This is a genomic window from Nonomuraea sp. NPDC049504 (genome assembly GCF_040676845.1).
Taxonomy (GTDB): Bacteria; Actinomycetota; Actinomycetes; order Streptosporangiales; family Streptosporangiaceae; genus Nonomuraea; species Nonomuraea salmonea.
This window is the reverse complement of the sequence record NZ_JBFAPT010000004.1, coordinates 391,979-407,806: the sequence shown is the minus strand read 5'-3', so window position 1 is coordinate 407,806 and position 15,828 is coordinate 391,979. Positions and strand designations below refer to the sequence as shown.

Below are 15,828 nucleotides of genomic sequence, written 5' to 3'. Positions count from 1 at the left end.
CCCTGACGAGCACAGCGCCCGGCGACCGCCGGGCGCTGTGCCGTGTTCAGGACGAAAAGGAAGGCCCCGCCGGGAGCGGCGGGGCCGATGGTCATGCCAGGGAACGTTCGCCTCCCGACACCACGAGCGCCTCTCCCGGCTCAGGGACCTTGACGGTGCCCGGCAGGGCGGGCGTCAGCACGATCGTCTCGTCACCGACGGGAAGGGCGAGGTTCCGCGTCCGCCGCTCGGGCAGCAGCAGCAGATCGGCCACCTGGTCCAGGACCATGGTCATCCACTCGTGCAGGCTGCGCCTGCTCTCCCCGGCCGCCTGCAGCCAGCGCTCCTCCCTGGAGTGGTCGATGCGCAGCGTCACCGGCGTCTCCTGCGGGCGCTCGCGGGCGCCGACGCACCGGTTGCGCAGCTGCTGGCGGAGCTGGTTGCGCGACCACCTGTGCTGCTCCACCCGGTCGAGCCACTCGTCCTGCTCGTCGGGCGGCAGCGAGGCCAGCTCCGCGTGGTGCTGGAAGCTGACCCTGTCGCGGCGGCGGTGCATCGGGAAGCGCCGCGCAACCCAGGCGTAGTTGCGCAGCGTCTGGTAGTTGAGCGACGTGCCGGCGATAGCGCGCTGATACCGGTCGGGGAAGGTCTTCTCGCCGTAGTTGAGCCAGTCACCGAGCCACCACGTCGATGAGTCGGTGATCAGGGCGATCTGCTTGCCCAGCCGCTCCCACGAGGTGAACGGCATCGCCTGGGGCAGCACCAGCCCGACTCGCTTGGTGAGCACGGTGTTCGGCAGGCCGAGCCGGCTCGGGGCGGCCGGCGGCCGGCGGCCCGGCATCGCGGGCTCGTTGCGGCGCATGGCGTCCATCACGCTGCGTTCCCGTTCGAGGTCTCGCCGGCCACCGGCTCCCAAGGGCCGTAGGCGACGGTGATGTCGCGGGCGACCACCTCGGCGTTGGCCGTGCCCATGGCCTCCATCTCGCGGTGCGCGCACTCGGCCGCTTCCCTGTCCATGCCGAAGTCCTCAACCATGGTCTGCTGCTGGTCGGTGAACATCACGGCGTACTCGCGGTAACTTCCGACCACTCGATGGGTGGGGTCCAGAGTTTGCGTCATGGTCTTCCTCGTTTCGTACTGATCTGTGTTCCCGCAGCGTCCGGCCCACCGGTCCGGCAGGCGCGCGGCCTGCGCCGATGGACGGTGAACATCGCAATTCCTTCCATTTCCGGTCATTTTCCGCCCAGACTAAAGTCACGGCGGCTCGGGATCGACGGAATGGATCACGCATGCGGTGTGAATAATTCACGGTCGGCGAATGAGGAGATAACTAGGAATCTCCGCCGGATCGGCACACGATCTGGCTGTCCAGTTGCTTTCCGGTTCCCGAGGAGGGGTCATGACCGCATCGGTACTCTCGCGCCCCGACGCCCAGGCGAAGCGCGAGCGCTCCACCACGATCACCGCATGGACCATGACGGACGCGGACGTTCCCGCGGCGTGGGCGGCCGACCTCGTCATCGAGGACCCGGCCGAGCAGACGCGTCCGGCCTTCCCCACGTACTGCGCTGCGTGAGGCGGCCATGGCGGCCCAGGCAGACCGGCTGTTCCTCGGTTTCAAGCGCCACCTCAGGGTGGAGCAGGCTCCGGGCGGTGCGATCCGGGTGACCTCGGCGCGGGGCACGACCACCCTGCAGGGCGCCCTCGTCCACCGGCTGGCGCCGCTGCTCGACGGCACCCGTACCGAGTCCGAGATCCGCCGCGCGATGGCGCCGTTCGCGTCCGAGGACAGGGTCGGCCACATGCTGGGCCGCCTGGCGCGGGCGAACCTCGTCGGCTTTCAGACGACGTCGCGAACCGCCGCCGACGCCTACTGGGACCTCGCCGGCGTCGACCGGCCGGACACCGGCGCCGATCCCACGTCGGTCGCGGTCGTCGCGCTCGCGGGCGCGCAGCCCGCGGCCGACGCCTGCCGGGCCGCCGGGCTGACCGTCACACAGGACGAATCCCGCGCCGACGCCCTGTTCGTGCTCTGCGCCGACTACCTCGACCCGCGCCTGGCGGAGATCAACGCGCGGCGGCTGTCCGACGGGACGCCCTGGCTGCTGGCCAGCGTCTGCGGACCCGACGTGTGGGTGGGCCCCGCCTTCGAGCCGGGGACGGGCCCGTGCTGGGAGTGTCTGGCCGCGCGGCTGCGCCGCCGCCGGTCCGGCACGCCGGAGCCGCCCGAGGCGTCGCTCGCGCCGACCCGCGCCGCAGGCCTGCACCTGGCGGTACTCGAGCTGACGAAATGGCTGGCCGGCGCGGCGAGCGGGCTGCGCGAGCAGGTGTGGACGCTGGACACGGTGAATCTGGCGCTGTCCTGCCACCCGGTCACGCGGCGTCCGCAGTGCGCCGCGTGCGGGGACCCCGCCGCGAACCGCGTGCGCGTGGTCCCCGCCTCGGTGGCACCGGCGGGCAGCAGGCCGGGCAACAGCCATCGAGCGATGCCGCTCGAGGACGTGTGGGAGCGCTACCGCCACCTCGCCGACCCGGTGACCGGCATCACCGACCCCATCAGGCCCGACCCGCGCAGCCCCGGCTTCGTCCACTGCTACCTGTCGGGCAGGAACCTCGCGCTCGACGACGAGGCGGGCGGGGTGCGGCAGTGGAGCGGCGGCAAGGGCTGCACCGATCTGGAGGCGCGGGTCAGCGCGCTCGCCGAGGCCGTGGAGCGCTACTGCGGCACCAGGCTCGGCGACGAGCAGGTCGTCCGCGGCAGCTACCACGACCTGCGCGCGGACGCCGTCCACCCGGACAGCTGCCAGCTGTTCCACGAGCGCCAATACGCCGAGCGGGCCCGCTGGAACGCCGGCGCCACGCCGTTCCAGCAGGTCCCCGAGCCCTTCGACGATCGGGCGGTCATCGACTGGACCCCCGTACGCTCGCTGACGACGGGGGCCGAGCGGCTGCTGCCCACCGACCTGCTCTACTTCACCGGCGGCGCCGGCGAGCCCTCGCTCAAGGCCACCTCCAACGGCAACGCCGCGGGCGCGAGCCTCGCCGACGCGACCGTCCAGGGCTTCCTCGAACTGGTGGAACGCGACGCGGTGGCGCTGTGGTGGTACAACATGACCCGGCAGCCGGTGATCGACCAGGCGTCCTTCGGCGATCCGTTCATCTCCGGCGTCTTCGACGGCCACGCGGGCATCGGCCGGGCCCTGTGGCTGCTCGACCTCACCTCCGACCTCGGCGTGCCCGTCGTGGCGGCGATCTCGCGCCGCACCGACAAGCCGGCCCAGGACATCATGCTCGGCTTCGGCGCCCACTTCGACGTGCGCATCGCCGTGCGCAGGGCGCTCACGGAGCTCGGGCAGATGCTCAGCGCGGTGGCCGACGCCGGGCCGGACGGCACCGGGTACGCGCTGGCCGACCCACACCTCGTGACGTGGTGGCGCGAGGCCACCACGGCGAACCAGCCGTACCTGCTGCCCGACCCCGGCCAGGCGCCACGCCGCCTCGCCGACTACGGCGAGACCGGGCACGGCGGCCTGGAGACCGACGTCGCCGCCATGCACGCCATCGCCGAGCGGCACGGCCTGGACATCCTCGTGCTGGACCAGACCAGGCCCGACATCGGCATGCCGGTCGTCAAAGTGACCGTGCCCGGCCTGCGGCACTTCTGGGCCCGTTTCGCCCCAGGCCGGCTGTACGACGTCCCTGTCCGGCTGGGCCGGCTGCGCCGGGCCACCGCCTACCACGACCTCAATCCCATCCCGCTGTTCCTCTAGTCGCAGGAGTGACCGATCATGGCTGCCGGATTCGGCCACAGGAGACGCGAACTGCACGCGTTATGGTCCTTTCGCGAGGACGTCTACCTCGAAGCCGACTCCCGCGCAGGAACCCTGGTGCTGCACAGCCGCTGGGACGACATCAAGGTGCCGCATCCGGGGCGGACGGTGGCCGAGGCGCTCCAGCGGATGGTCCTGGGGCCCATCCGCCTCGACAACGTCATCAGCGAAGCGGCGGACCTGGCCAACCTCCACCGCCTGCTGGAACGCCTCGAACCCCTGGTCGTGCGCTCCCTGGGCGCGGACCAGGAGCAGCCGCTGGTGTCGCTGGTCCCGCTCACGCCGCGCTCGCGCCTGAGGGTGCCGCCGGTGCCGGGCGACGTCCCCGTCCGGCTGTCCAGGTTCGCGATCATCAGCTCCGACGGCATGGACTACCGGCTCGAATCGCCCCTGGCGCTGCACCGGGTGGTCCTGCACACCCCCGAGGCCATGGGCCTGGTCGGCCACCTCAGGCGGCCGACCAGGCTGGACGCGATCGGCGACGCTCCGCCGTACTTCGCCACCCTCGTCGCCCACCTGGTGGCGACGGGGATGGTCGTGCTGGCGGAGCGCGTCGAGCCGTTCCGCCCGGCGGAGTTCGCCGAGGACACCGACGACGTGCTGGTCGCGTGGTCGCCGGTCAACCTGCTCTTCCACAGCCGTTCCACGCTGGGCAGGCACGACGCGGACTTCGGGGCCACGCATCCGGTGGGGGACCGGCGCGGCGTCGAGCCCGTGGTCGCCGACCGCCGCGACAGCGGCCTCGTCACGCTGTACCGGCCCACGTGGGAGGGCCTGGTCGCGGCCGATCCGCCGCTCGGCGTGGCCGTGGAGGCGGCGAACGGCGCGCCCCCCGCCCCTGGTCCGCTCACCGCGCGGGAGCTCGGCGAGCTGCTCTACCGCACGGCCAGGGTGCGCTCGGTGAGCGGCCCGCCCGGCTCGCCCGAGGAGACCAGCGACCGCCCTTATCCGAGCGTCGGCTCCCGCTATGAGCTGGAGCTGTACGTCGTCGCGGGCGACTGCGGCGACATGCCGCGCGGCGTCTACCACTACGACCCGCTCGATCACGGCCTGCGCAGGCTGCCGGGCGCGCCGGCCGACGTCGGCGCGGCGCTGGAGAACGCGCGGCTGGCCGCCGAGATGGATGATCCGCCGCCCGTCCTCGTCATCATCACCGCACGTTTCCGCCGGCTGTCGTGGAAGTACAACGGGCTCAGCTACGCCATGATGCTGAAGAACGTCGGCATGCTCACCCAGACGCTGTGCCTGGTGGCCGCCGGGCTCGGGCTGGGCGCGCACCCGCTGGAGAGCGTGGACGTCGAGTTGTGGGCCGACGCCCTCGACGCCGACTGGCGCGTCGAGTCGAGCGTGGGCGCCCTCGTGCTCGGCAGGAAGCCGCCGCGCGAGCTCGCGAGCGGCTGGCAGCCGGTGAACGACGCCCACTGGCCCGACCTGGCGCACCGGCTGACCCCGGCCGGAGAGACCGCCTGATCACCGCCCCTGATGGGTCACGTGCGCGTATGCGGCGGCCATGAAGTCCGATCGGTCCGTGTGGCAAGATGTTTTCACATCCGTTCACGGGCGAGGTGAGGGTCGGACGTGGCACCCGATCATGACGAACGGCGCGCTGCTCACGATGAGGTTCCCGTTTTCCTAAGTGCCAGAGCCTTTCATGCCGGCGCCTCTTCGCCCGACGGGGGCTGTTCCGATTTTCCTATCAACGTGCGTTCCGCTGCCCGCGCGCTGAGAGGAAGGCAGCCGAGCCGCTAAGGGGGCAAGGGGATGGGCCCGCACTTACTGGGTCATGAGGGAGAGCGGCTCAGGCCCTTGGAGCCGCGTACACGGCGGGTGGCGTGGGCCGTCACCGCCGCCGTCGCCGTCGGCTATGCCACCAACTCGGTGATCGCCGTGGTGGCGGGCGGCCTGCGCGGCGCGGGCCTGCTCGCCTTTCTCGGCTGTCTCGCCGTCGTCGTGTCCCTGCAGCTCGCGCACTACAGCCAGGGCGCGCTCGGCTGGCCGGCCCGGGTCCGCTTCCTCACGCTCGCGCTGCAGGCCGTCGCCACGTTCGCGCCCGCCGCCTGGGTGGGGCCGCAGTTCGGCGCCGCCGCCGGCTTCCTCGCCGGCTCGACACTGGTGGTGATCAAGGGCGGCGTGCGGTGGGTGCTCTATCCCGCCGTGGGCGCCGCGGTGCTGGTCGCGGCGCTGCTGCAGGGCCAGCCGTGGGAGCCGCTCAACCTGATCTACGCCGTGCACTTCACGCTGCTGACCGGCCTCATGCTGTACGCCGTCGGCTCCCTGTCGACGATCGCCGCCGAGCTGCACGACTCCCGTACCGACCTCGTCCGCATGGCCGTCGTGCAGGAACGCCTGCGGGTCGCCCGCGACCTGCACGACCTCGTGGGGCACGACCTGTCCGCGATCACCCTCCGGTACGAGCTGGCGTACCGGCTGCTGCCCGCCGCCCGCGCCCGCGCACTCGAGGAGATGCGGCACGCCCTCGACGTCGTACGCCAGGCCACGGTCGGCGCCCAGTCCGTGACCGGCGGCTACGGCAAGATGTCGCTGGCCAAGGAGCGGACCGACGCCGCCGCCACCCTGTCCGCCGCCCAGATCGAGGCCGGCATCCGCATCCCCGACGTCACCCTCACCGGCCGCCTCGACGAGGTGATGGCGATCGTGCTGCGCGAGGGCATCACCAACGTGCTGCGGCACAGCAAGGCGCAGCACTGCGACGTCGAGCTGGCCGTCGAGAACGGTACGGTCAGGCTGCACGTGGCCAACGACGGCGTGGACGCGGTCCACGCGGACCTCACCGACCGCGGCGACGGCCTGGGCAACCTGACCGCCCGCCTGGCGGAGATCGGCGGCCGGCTGACGGCCAGGGGGGAGGGCCACTGGTTCCACCTGACGGCCGAGGCCCCGCTGCGCCACCAGTCCGCCCCGCCCGACCGTCACCCGCAGGACGCCTCCCCGCGCGGCGGCTGGAGGCAGGGGGCCGGAGTCGCGGACCGGTGGGGCCCGAGGACGGCAGCCTGGATCGTCGCCGTGGTGCTGGCCGGTTACGCGCTCGCCATCCTGCTCAACATCGTCTGGACGTACCAGGGCACGGCGGACGTGCTGGGCGCCGCGGCCTGCTTGGCGGTCATGCTGGCGATGCAGGTGCCGCTCACCTTCGGCATGCTGCGCACGCCCCGGGCGCGCTGGGCCGCGCTGGTGGTGGAGGCCGCCGCCGCCTTCCTGCCGCTGGCCTGGCTGCACGTCCCGTGGGGCGGCATGGGCGGGTTCGTGGCGGCGGGCGTGCTGCTCGTGGTGTCCGGCAGGGCCCGCTGGATCCTGTACGCCGCCCTGGGCGCCGCCGTGCTGACGCTGGCGGTGCTGGCCGGGACGAGCATCAGCATGGTCGCCTGGCTCACCATCTCGACGCTGCTCACCGGCCTCGTCGTGTACGCCGTGAGCTGGCTGCTCATCATGGTGGCCGAGACGCATGCCGCGCGCGGCGAGCTGGCGGACGCCGCCGTCGAACGGGAACGGCTGCGCATGGCACGCGAGCTGAACGAGGTGCTGGTGGACGGCCTGTCGCAGGTGGCGCTCAAGGGCGTGCTGGCGTGCCGCCTGATGAGCACGTCCCCCTCCCGGGCGCACACGGAGCTGGAGCGGATCCTTGACTCGCTCAGACGCATGCTGGCCGACGTACGCCATGTGGCCAGCGACTACCGCAACATCTCCTTCACCGGCGAGGTCGACTCCGCGCAGGCGATACTCACGGCGGCCGGGATCGAGGTCAGGGCCGATCTCCGGCTCGGAGCCCTGGACGACAGGACCGACACGGTGCTCGCGACCATGCTGCGCGAGGCGGTCACCAACATCCTGCGCCACAGCACCGCCCGCCATTGCGTCATCGAGGGCGCGGACGGCCGGCTGACCATCGCCAACGACGGGGTGGACCTTCCTTCCGGCCCCCGTACGGTCCACAACCAGCATGGTCTGGGCGATTTGGAGCGGCGCCTGGACGGCGTCGGCGGTCAGCTGGAGGCACGCGTCGAGGACGGGTGGTTCAAGGTGACCGCTCGTTTGTGACGGCGGCGCGTTTGCGCCTGCCGCTGTGGCATATAGGTTGCTTAGGGGTGACGTGCAGGGGGCGGAATGCTGGAGCTGAAGGTCCTGATCGCCGAAGACGTGCACATGGTGCGGGGAGCGCTGGCCGCGTTGCTCACTCTGGAACCCGACATCTCCGTGGTGGCCGAGGTCGAGTGCGGTGACATGGTCGTTCCCACGGCGCTCAAGACGAAGCCCGACGTGGCCGTCATCGACATCGACATGCCGCGCATGGACGGCCTGACCGCCGCGCAGATCCTGCACGAGAAGCTGCCGTCCTGCCGCACGCTGATCCTCACCGGCATGGGCCGCCCCGGCACGCTCAGGCGGGCACTCGCGGTGTCGGTGTCCGGCTTCCTGCTCAAGGACGCGCCCGCCGACCAGCTCGCCGCCGCCGTCCGCGGCGTCGCGGCGGGCCGCCGCATCGTCGACCCCCAGCTCGCCCTGTCCGCCTGGGACATCGGCGAGAACCCGCTGTCAGGGCGCGAGATCGAGGTCCTGCACCTGGCGTCCAAGGGGGCGGAGGCGGAGGAGATCGCGGCCACGCTGCACCTGTCGGTGGGCACGGTGCGCAACCACCTGACCAAGATCGTCACCAAACTCAACGCCCGCAACCGCGTGGACGCCATCCGCATCGCCACCGAGGCCGGCTGGGTCCACTGAGCGTTGCGACGCTTCGTTCAACGGAATACTGTCGCCCCATGCCGAGGGGAACTTCTGAAGTCAGCGAGCCGATGTACTTCGTGCTCACCGCCCTGCGTGCGGGCCCGCTGCACGGACACGCGATCAGCAAGTCGATCAAGGAACTGTCCGCAGGCAGGGTGCAGCCGTCGGTCGGCACCCTCTACGGCATCCTGGAGCGGCTCAACGAGCGCGGCGTGATCACCGTCGACCGCGAGGAGACGGTCAACGGCCGCAACCGCCGCTACTTCCGCATCACCGACGAGGGCCAGGCGCTCGTGGAGGCCGAGGCGAGGCGGATGCACGAGGCCGCCGCGCTCGTCCTGCGGCCCTCCAGCTCATGACGGTTGTCCCGCAGGCCCCACAGTCGTCGCAGAGCCCCCGAAGCTCGCAGGATCCGCGAAGCCCCGAGAGCCCGGAGAGCCCGGAGAGCCCGGAGAGCCCGGAGAGTCCGGAGAGTCCGGAGAGTCCGGAGAGCCCTCAGGGTCCGCGAAGCCCCGAGAGCCCGCAGGGCGGGGCGCTGGAGCGCCGCTACCGCGCGCTGCTGCGGGCCTATCCGCGCTCCTACCGCGCGGCGCACGGTGACGAGCTGCTCGACGTCCTGCTGGAGTCGGCGGACCCCGGCAGGACCGTGCCCGTGCCGAGGGAGGCGTGGGGCCTGCTGGCGGGCGGCGTGCGCAGCCGTGTCGTGCACCTGGCGGCCGGCAGTCCCTGGAAGGACGGCCTGCACCTCGGCGTGACGGCCCTGGCGGCGGTGCAGCTGGCGGCGCTGCTGCCGTACGCGGGGTCGCTGCCCCTGTGGACGGCGGTGTCGGCGCTCGCCCTGCTCGCCGTCCTGCGCGGGTGGGTGTGGGCGGCGGTTCCGCTCACGCTGGCCGTCGGCATGAAGGCGGTGGCGATCGCGGGTGGCCGGCAGATCTTCGACCTCACGCTGCTGCCCGTCTATCCGTCGCCGCTCGGCGATCACGCGCTCTTCGCCGACGGCGACCCGTACGTGGTGGCGGGCGGATACGCGGTCACGCTGGCCGGCCTGGGGGTGCTGGCGGCGCGCGGACGGCCGCTGCGTGCCCGGTCGTGGTGGTGGTGCGCGGCGGTGCTGGCGGCGGCGTGGTCGGGTCCGCACTGGATGGTGGAGGAGGGCCCGCTGTCCCTCTCGCTCAGCAGGATGGCCGTGGAGGCGGTGGCGTTCGGGCTGGCGGCCTGGGCCGGATATCTGACGCGCGACCACCGGTGGGCGCTGGCCGCCGGCATCTATCTGGCGGTGACCTCGGGTGACCTGGTCGTGCACGCGTCCGAGCTGACCGGGCAGCACCTGGCCTACTGGGGCGTGCTCGCCGTGCTGGCGCTCTGGGCCGCCGGCACGCCCCTGAGACAGCGGCGGCACTGCCTGGATTGACCATGCTCCGTTGAACGGAGTATGGTCGGGCACCATGCCGTACAGACTCCACGTGCGCACGCTCCTGCCCCTGGCCGCCCTGGCCCTGCTCTGCGGCTGCGGGGGCGCCGCAGAGACCGCCGCGCCGTCGCCGAGCGCGACGAGCGACAAGAAGCACCGGCTCGAAGCGGCCAAGGCCGACTGCATGAAGCAGCAGGGCTTCAAGTACGTCCCGTACGTCTCGCACCCCCAGGTGCAGGACACCGACGAGAGCCGCAAGCGCGCCGCAGGCGACTACCAAGCAATGCGGAAATTCCGCCAGAAATACGGGTTCGGGATATTCGCGACGTACGTCTATCCCAAGGAGATGGGCAACCCGGCGGTCAAGCCCGACGACCCCCAGGTCAACCCCAACTGGGCGATCCAGTCCTCGCTCTCGAAGGCCCAGATGGGCGCCTACAGGAAGGCCCTGGACACCTGCGTCGTCACCGCGGCCAACCAGGTGCTCGGCCTGAAGCTCAAGCCGGGCACCGACTACTACGCCGAGCAGTACGACGCCCGCCGCCGCGAGCTCAAGAGCGGCGTCGACGGCGACCCCGAGCTGATCAGGCTGGCCGGCGCCATGGCCGCCTGCCTGAAGGGCAAGGGCCACGCGATCAGCGACGCCACGCCGCTGGCGATGGCCGAGCGCGGGCCCGAGACGTTCCGCGTCCAGGAGGACAGGCTGGGCCGGGCGCAGCGGGACGACGTGCCCGACGTCGCGCCTCCGGCGAAGGAGGGCGAGCCGCCCATGACGTACGCGCCCACCCTCACCCCGGAGGAGGCGCGTCCCTACCTGAACAGGGAGATCAAGGCGGCGCTCGACGACCTGGAGTGCGGCAGGGACTTCTACCCCGCCTACCTGCCGCGCCAGGCGGCGATCGACGAGCAGGTCAACGACCGGTTCGGCATGTGAAGCCGCCATGAAGTCGCCACGCAGGCTCTTGGCCGGCGTCATCGCCGGCGTCGTCGTCATCGCCGGCGTCGTCGTCATCGCCGCCGCGGGCTGGGCGCTGAGCACCCGGTTACGCTCGCCCGCCGACGAGGCGGCCCGCAGAGCCGCGCCCAGGCCCTCGCTCGTCACCGCCGCCGTCGAGCGCCGCAAACTCGTCAGCACCGTCGTGACCAGCGGCACCCTGGAGTACGGCTCGCCCCTGCCCATCACCCTCGCCGGAGCGGTCGGCGGCGCGGCGGAGCTGCAGAGGGCGACCAGGGCGCCGCGCAAGGGCCGCATCAAGGAGGGGGCGGTGCTGATGGAGGTCAACGGCCGCCCGGTGTTCGCGCTGCGCGGCTCCGTGCCGATGCACCGCACGATCGCCCCGGGCAGCAAGGGCGCCGACGTCAGGCAGCTGCAGCGGGCGCTGCGCAGGCTGGGCTTCGGCGGGCCGCTGACGGGCGTGTTCGACCAGGCCACGATCGCCGCCGTCACCAGGATGTACACGAAGAAGGGGTACGAGGCCCAGCAGCCGTCGCTGGCCGACCGGCAGGCGTACGACACGCTGCGCAAGGCCGTACAGACGGCGCAGGAGACCCTCGCGACCGAGCAACAGGCGCTCGACCAGGGCCGTGACGTGCTGCCGCTGAAGGTGAAACTCGACAACGCCGAGGCGGACATGACGGCGGCGAAGCGGGCGCTGAAGCAGGCCGAGGAGCGGCGGCTGACGCCCGAGGACGAGGCGAAGCTGGCGGCGGCCGACGCGGCCGTACGCGCGGCGGAGGAGAAGCTGGCGGCGGCCGAGCAGGAGCTGGAAGCGGCCAGGACCCGGCCGACGCCCACCCCCACCCCCGCCCCAACTCCCAGCCTCACCTCCACCCCCACCCTCATCTCCGCGAGTCAGCCGCCCGCTGACACGAGCCTGTTGCGGATGCGGGTCGACAACGCCAGGGCCGACCTCGCCGCCGCCCACGAGGCGCGCGGCCTGGCCATGGAGGAGGCGCGGCAGGCCAGGGAGAAACGGCTGGAGGAGCTGCGCAAGGCCGTACGCACCGCCAAGGAGAGCCTGGTCACGGCCCAGCAGGCGCTGCGGCAGGCGAGGAGGTTGTCACCCACCAGGCTCAAGGTGGCGGGCGCCAGGAAGGATGTGGCGGCGGCCGAGGAGATGCTGGCCGAGTACGCCCGCACGTACGGCACCTCGGTCCCGCCCGGCGAGGTGGTGTTCCTGCCGAAGCTGCCCGCCCGGGTGCAGAAGGTGTCGGTGAAGGCGGGGCAGCGCGTCGAGGACGAGGTCGCCACTGTCACCAGCTCGTCGTTCATGGTGACCGCGAGCGTGGAGGCGGCGGAGTCGGAGCTGCTGCGCGCCGGCATGGAGGCGAGCATCGAGCTCGGCACGGGCAGGACGTATCGGGCCACGCTCGCAGCGGTCGGCGACCGGGCGAAGGTGCCGGACGCCGAGGAGCCGCCTGAGGGCGCCGTACCGATCCTGCTCACGCCCGCCACGAGCAAGGCGCTCAAGGCCGGTACGGCGGTGACGGCGCGGGTCACCGTGGGCGCGACCGAGGAGCCGGTGCTGGTGGTCCCGGTGGCGGCGGTGATCACCTCGGCCGACGGGAAGGCCCGCGTACGCGTCGAGCACGCGCCCGACGAGACCGAGGACGTCGAGGTGCGCACGGGCCTGACCGCGGACGGGAACGTCGAGGTCACCGGCGCGCTCAAGGAGGGCGACCGGGTGGTGGTCGGCGGTGCCTGAGCCGGTCATCGAGCTGACGGAGGTGTGCAGGGAGTTCCCCGCGCAGCCGCCGGTCCGCGCACTCGACCGCGTCACGCTGCGGGTGTGCAGGGGCGACTATCTGGCCATCACCGGCCCGTCGGGGTCAGGCAAGTCGACCCTGCTCAACGTGCTCGGCCTGCTCGACCGGCCGAGCACCGGCAGCTACCGGCTGGACGGCGTCGAGACCACGACCCTGCGCGACGGCGCCAGGACCCGGTTGCGCGCCGACCGCATCGGCTTCGTCTTCCAGGCCTTTCACCTGCTGTCCCACCGCAGCGTCGTGGAGAACGTCATGCTCGCCGAGGTCTACCGCCGACGGCCGGGCTCGATCAGGCAGCGGCGCGCGCGGGCGATGGCCGCGCTGGAGCGGGTCGGCGTCGCCCATCGCGCCGGCTTCGCGCCCGGCCTGCTGTCCGGCGGCGAACGCCAGCGCGCGGCCATCGCCAGAGCCCTCGTGGGCGAGCCGTCCCTGCTGCTGTGCGACGAGCCCACCGGCAACCTCGACAGCCGCAACACCGAGGCGGTGCTCGGCCTGTTCGACGAGCTGCGCGGGCAAGGGCTGACGATCGTGGTGATCACGCACGAGCAGGAGGTCGGCGCGCGGGCCGGGCGGCGGGTGCGCATCACCGACGGCGTGCCGGTGGAGGAGGCGTGATGCACGTACGCGACCTGATCGGCGAGTCCGTCGCCGGCATGCTCGCCAGGCCGGTGCGCTCGGCGCTCACCACGCTCGGCACCGTGCTCGGCATCACGACGCTCGTCGTCACGCTCGGCGTGGCCGCGACGGCGGGCAACCAGATCGTCGGCCGCTTCGACGAGCTGGTGGCCACGGCCATCACCGTGGAGGTGCCGGAGCAGGAGTTCGAGCCGCTCGTGGAGTGGACCGCGATCGACCGGCTGACCAGGCTGCGCGGCGTCGAGTCGGCCGCCGCGGTGGCCGAGAGCGACGACGGCTCCAACCTGTCCGTGCGCTCCAACGACATCGTGGACCCGTCCAGGGTCACCACGCAGTCGCTGACCGTGCTGGCCGCGACGACCGGGCTGCCCGAGGCGGCGCGCGGCCGGATGCTGCAGGGCCGCTTCTACGACACCGGACACGTCCGGCGGGGCGACCGGGTGGCGGTCATCGGCGACCAGGCGGCCAGAGCGCTCGGCGTCACCCGGCTCGACCGGTCACCGGCGATCTTCATCGGCAGGCACGCGTACACGGTGATCGGCATCATGGGCGACCTGCGCCGCGAGCGGAACCTCAGCACGGCGGTGATCGTCCCGCCCACGGCGGGCCGGCAGTTCGGCCTCCGCGACGTCACCCGGGTGCTGGTCAACACCACCTTGGGGGCCGCCGGGCTGATCGCCGGCCAGGCCCCCGCCGCGCTCAGCCCCGGCAACGCGGACATGCTGCACGTGGTCGCGCCGCCCAGCCCCACCAGGGCCCGCGACCAGGCGCAGGACGACGTGAACGCGCTCTTCCTCATCCTCGGCCTGGTCTCGCTGGTGGTGGGCGCCGTCGGCATCGCGAACGTCACCCTGGTCACCGTCATGGAGCGGGTGCCGGAGATCGGCCTGCGCCGCGCCCTCGGCGCCGCCCGCCGGCACATCGCCGCGCAGTTCCTGCTGGAGTCGACGCTGATCGGGCTGATCGGCGGCGTGGTCGGCGCCGCGCTCGGCGTGGTCACCGTGGTCGCCGTGGCGGCCGCCAAGCAGTGGACGCCGCTCCTGGACGTCCGCCTCGCCATCGCCGCGCCCGTCGCCGGCGCGGTGGTGGGCCTGCTGGCCGGCCTCTACCCGGCCCTGCGCGGCGCCAGGATGGAGCCGGTGGACGCCCTGCGGTGAGCTGCACACCATTAAGGTGACGCCATGCAGGTCGCGAGCACGTTCGAGGAGGCGCTCGGCAGGGCGCACGCCCGTGGCGACTGGTCCGCCTGCTCGGAGCTGCTGCGCACCGCCGCCTTCGCGCTCCCGATCGGCGACGAGGCGGCGCGGGGTGAGACGCCGGCGGTCTGGCCCACGTTCACGGCGGACGGGCGCACGTGGCTGGCCGTGTTCACCTCGCCGGAGTCGATGGGTGAGGTGGCCTCCCACTTCCGGGTCGTGACCCTGCCGGAGCTGGCGGCCCGCTGGCCCAACCCGCACTGGGGGCTGGCGGTCAACCCGGGGCGGCCGGTCTGCTTCTCCCTGGAGCCGGGGACGGTGGCCAGGCTCGCCGCGCCGACGCTGCGGGAGGTCGTGGCAGCGGCGCCGGACGCGGGCGTCCCGATCGTGCAGAAGCTGCTGCGCCCGTTCGACGTCCTGGAGCTGCTGAGCACGGGGGAGCCGCGGGTGTCCGGCTACTGCCACCTCGCGACGGACGTGGCGCACCTCACGCGGCCGGCCGCCCTGGCGGAGGCCCTGGCCAGGGACGAGGCGCTCACCCGCGACGGCACGGTGAACATCCTGCGCTGGCCGGCCGTCGGCCTGTCCCTCTACCGCACGCCCTACGGCGGGACGGACGAGCAGAGCATGCGGGCCGTCGCCGGGTGGGTCGTCGAGGAGCCGCCGTTCGTCGGGATGGGCCTCGCGCCCAGCGCCGACGAGATCGTCAGGGAGTACAAGATCGACGGCATCCTGCTGCCGTACGGGGCGGAGATTTTGGAGCTGGGTGCCGACGGCGTGGAGCGGCTGCGCGCGCAATTCGACGCCGATCGCGGGAAGTGGCTGGTGGAGGAGCCCGGATGAGCTATCGGGCCTCCTGGAGGGGAGCCGTGTACGACGCCGCTCCGCAGCTGCTGGAGGACGGGCTGTGGATCCGGCTGCGCCGCGCGTCGCCCGCCGCCGGGTTCGAGCGGCTGGCGGACGATCTGTACGTCAGGCCCGTCCCCGCCGCGGAGTGCGCCTGGGTACGCCACGTCATCACCGTCTGCACCTGGCGGGACGCGCCGTTCCGGCTGTGCGCGCAGCGGGGGGACAAAGTGCTCATCGAGTACGTCGGCGCGCAGGTCACCGTGGCCAAGGAGCTGGACCTCGACCGGATCGACCGCGGTGTCCACAGGCTGTGGGTGCCCAGGGCCGAGGTCGCGGAGGTGCAGGAGCTGCCGGTGGATGTCCTGTTGTGACGGGTGTTGTCATTGGTACGTTACCGGGCAGACACTTTGGGGGATATGTC

Annotated in this window: 15 protein-coding genes; 13 read left to right on the top strand and 2 right to left on the bottom strand. The window is 72.5% G+C overall.

The annotated features are described in order from the left end of the window. Positions 1–91 precede the first annotated feature (91 nt). Both AB0K28_RS10890 and AB0K28_RS10885 read right to left on the bottom strand, forming a co-directional pair. On the bottom strand, positions 92–850 hold the full coding sequence (locus tag AB0K28_RS10890) for an LmbU family transcriptional regulator (protein WP_364368032.1): 759 nt from the start codon (positions 848–850) through the stop codon (positions 92–94). Then, positions 850–1,098: a hypothetical protein gene (locus AB0K28_RS10885; protein ID WP_345392607.1), complete on the bottom strand. Its 249-nt coding sequence runs from the start codon at positions 1,096–1,098 to the stop codon at positions 850–852. The genes AB0K28_RS10890 and AB0K28_RS10885 overlap by 1 nt, the downstream gene beginning before the upstream one ends. A 280-nt stretch (positions 1,099–1,378) precedes the next feature. Here AB0K28_RS10885 and AB0K28_RS10880 point away from each other — a divergent pair, with 280 nt between their 5' ends. From AB0K28_RS10880 to AB0K28_RS10820, 13 genes are all read left to right on the top strand, one after another. Beyond that, positions 1,379–1,555 carry a hypothetical protein gene (locus tag AB0K28_RS10880; RefSeq protein WP_345392604.1) on the top strand — a complete coding sequence of 59 codons (177 nt, stop codon included), beginning with the start codon at positions 1,379–1,381 and terminating at the stop codon, positions 1,553–1,555. Positions 1,556–1,562: 7 nt separating this feature from the next. Then, complete coding sequence (locus tag AB0K28_RS10875; protein ID WP_364367824.1) at positions 1,563–3,749, top strand: TOMM precursor leader peptide-binding protein; 2,187 nt, start codon at positions 1,563–1,565, stop codon at positions 3,747–3,749. Between the two features lie 18 nt (positions 3,750–3,767). Continuing rightward, positions 3,768–5,279, top strand: coding sequence for a SagB family peptide dehydrogenase (locus AB0K28_RS10870; protein WP_364367821.1), 1,512 nt, complete (start codon positions 3,768–3,770; stop codon positions 5,277–5,279). A gap of 336 nt (positions 5,280–5,615) precedes the next feature. Next, positions 5,616–7,865: a histidine kinase gene (locus AB0K28_RS10865; protein ID WP_364367818.1), complete on the top strand. Its 2,250-nt coding sequence runs from the start codon at positions 5,616–5,618 to the stop codon at positions 7,863–7,865. A gap of 66 nt (positions 7,866–7,931) precedes the next feature. Then, the gene (locus AB0K28_RS10860; RefSeq protein ID WP_364367815.1) at positions 7,932–8,546 is read left to right on the top strand and encodes a response regulator transcription factor; all 615 of its coding nucleotides are present in this window, start codon (positions 7,932–7,934) and stop codon (positions 8,544–8,546) included. A 38-nt stretch (positions 8,547–8,584) separates the two neighbouring features. Further along, a complete protein-coding gene (locus tag AB0K28_RS10855; RefSeq protein WP_345392595.1) occupies positions 8,585–8,908 on the top strand; it encodes a PadR family transcriptional regulator in 324 nt (107 codons plus the stop codon). Continuing rightward, complete coding sequence (locus AB0K28_RS10850; protein WP_364367812.1) at positions 8,905–9,960, top strand: hypothetical protein; 1,056 nt, start codon at positions 8,905–8,907, stop codon at positions 9,958–9,960. The genes AB0K28_RS10855 and AB0K28_RS10850 overlap by 4 nt, the downstream gene beginning before the upstream one ends. A 34-nt stretch (positions 9,961–9,994) precedes the next feature. Beyond that, complete coding sequence (locus AB0K28_RS10845) at positions 9,995–10,894, top strand: hypothetical protein (RefSeq protein ID WP_364367809.1); 900 nt, start codon at positions 9,995–9,997, stop codon at positions 10,892–10,894. Positions 10,895–10,901: 7 nt separating this feature from the next. Next, on the top strand, positions 10,902–12,665 hold the full coding sequence (locus AB0K28_RS10840; protein WP_364367806.1) for a peptidoglycan-binding protein: 1,764 nt from the start codon (positions 10,902–10,904) through the stop codon (positions 12,663–12,665). Beyond that, complete coding sequence (locus AB0K28_RS10835) at positions 12,658–13,341, top strand: ABC transporter ATP-binding protein (protein ID WP_364367803.1); 684 nt, start codon at positions 12,658–12,660, stop codon at positions 13,339–13,341. Before AB0K28_RS10840 ends, AB0K28_RS10835 begins: the two co-directional genes overlap by 8 nt. Then, positions 13,341–14,519 (top strand): ABC transporter permease, encoded by a 1,179-nt coding sequence (locus AB0K28_RS10830; RefSeq protein WP_364367800.1) that lies wholly within the window; start codon positions 13,341–13,343, stop codon positions 14,517–14,519. The genes AB0K28_RS10835 and AB0K28_RS10830 overlap by 1 nt, the downstream gene beginning before the upstream one ends. Before the next feature lie 24 nt (positions 14,520–14,543). Then, positions 14,544–15,401, top strand: coding sequence for an SseB family protein (locus tag AB0K28_RS10825; RefSeq protein WP_364367797.1), 858 nt, complete (start codon positions 14,544–14,546; stop codon positions 15,399–15,401). Further along, positions 15,398–15,778, top strand: a complete 381-nt coding sequence (locus tag AB0K28_RS10820) for a hypothetical protein (protein WP_364367794.1) — start codon at positions 15,398–15,400, stop codon at positions 15,776–15,778. The genes AB0K28_RS10825 and AB0K28_RS10820 overlap by 4 nt, the downstream gene beginning before the upstream one ends. Positions 15,779–15,828: the final 50 nt, after the last annotated feature.

Excerpts from the sequence above, each read along its gene's own strand:
- AB0K28_RS10890 (WP_364368032.1), bottom strand. The coding sequence starts at position 850 with ATGGACGCCATGCGCCGCAACGAGCCCGCGATGCCGGGCCGCCGGCCG.
- AB0K28_RS10885 (WP_345392607.1), bottom strand. The coding sequence starts at position 1,098 with ATGACGCAAACTCTGGACCCCACCCATCGAGTGGTCGGAAGTTACCGC.
- AB0K28_RS10880 (WP_345392604.1), top strand. The coding sequence starts at position 1,379 with ATGACCGCATCGGTACTCTCGCGCCCCGACGCCCAGGCGAAGCGCGAG.
- AB0K28_RS10875 (WP_364367824.1), top strand. The coding sequence starts at position 1,563 with ATGGCGGCCCAGGCAGACCGGCTGTTCCTCGGTTTCAAGCGCCACCTC.
- AB0K28_RS10870 (WP_364367821.1), top strand. The coding sequence starts at position 3,768 with ATGGCTGCCGGATTCGGCCACAGGAGACGCGAACTGCACGCGTTATGG.
- AB0K28_RS10860 (WP_364367815.1), top strand. The coding sequence starts at position 7,932 with ATGCTGGAGCTGAAGGTCCTGATCGCCGAAGACGTGCACATGGTGCGG.
- AB0K28_RS10855 (WP_345392595.1), top strand. The coding sequence starts at position 8,585 with ATGCCGAGGGGAACTTCTGAAGTCAGCGAGCCGATGTACTTCGTGCTC.
- AB0K28_RS10850 (WP_364367812.1), top strand. The coding sequence starts at position 8,905 with ATGACGGTTGTCCCGCAGGCCCCACAGTCGTCGCAGAGCCCCCGAAGC.
- AB0K28_RS10845 (WP_364367809.1), top strand. The coding sequence starts at position 9,995 with ATGCCGTACAGACTCCACGTGCGCACGCTCCTGCCCCTGGCCGCCCTG.
- AB0K28_RS10840 (WP_364367806.1), top strand. The coding sequence starts at position 10,902 with ATGAAGTCGCCACGCAGGCTCTTGGCCGGCGTCATCGCCGGCGTCGTC.
- AB0K28_RS10830 (WP_364367800.1), top strand. The coding sequence starts at position 13,341 with ATGCACGTACGCGACCTGATCGGCGAGTCCGTCGCCGGCATGCTCGCC.
- AB0K28_RS10825 (WP_364367797.1), top strand. The coding sequence starts at position 14,544 with ATGCAGGTCGCGAGCACGTTCGAGGAGGCGCTCGGCAGGGCGCACGCC.
- AB0K28_RS10820 (WP_364367794.1), top strand. The coding sequence starts at position 15,398 with ATGAGCTATCGGGCCTCCTGGAGGGGAGCCGTGTACGACGCCGCTCCG.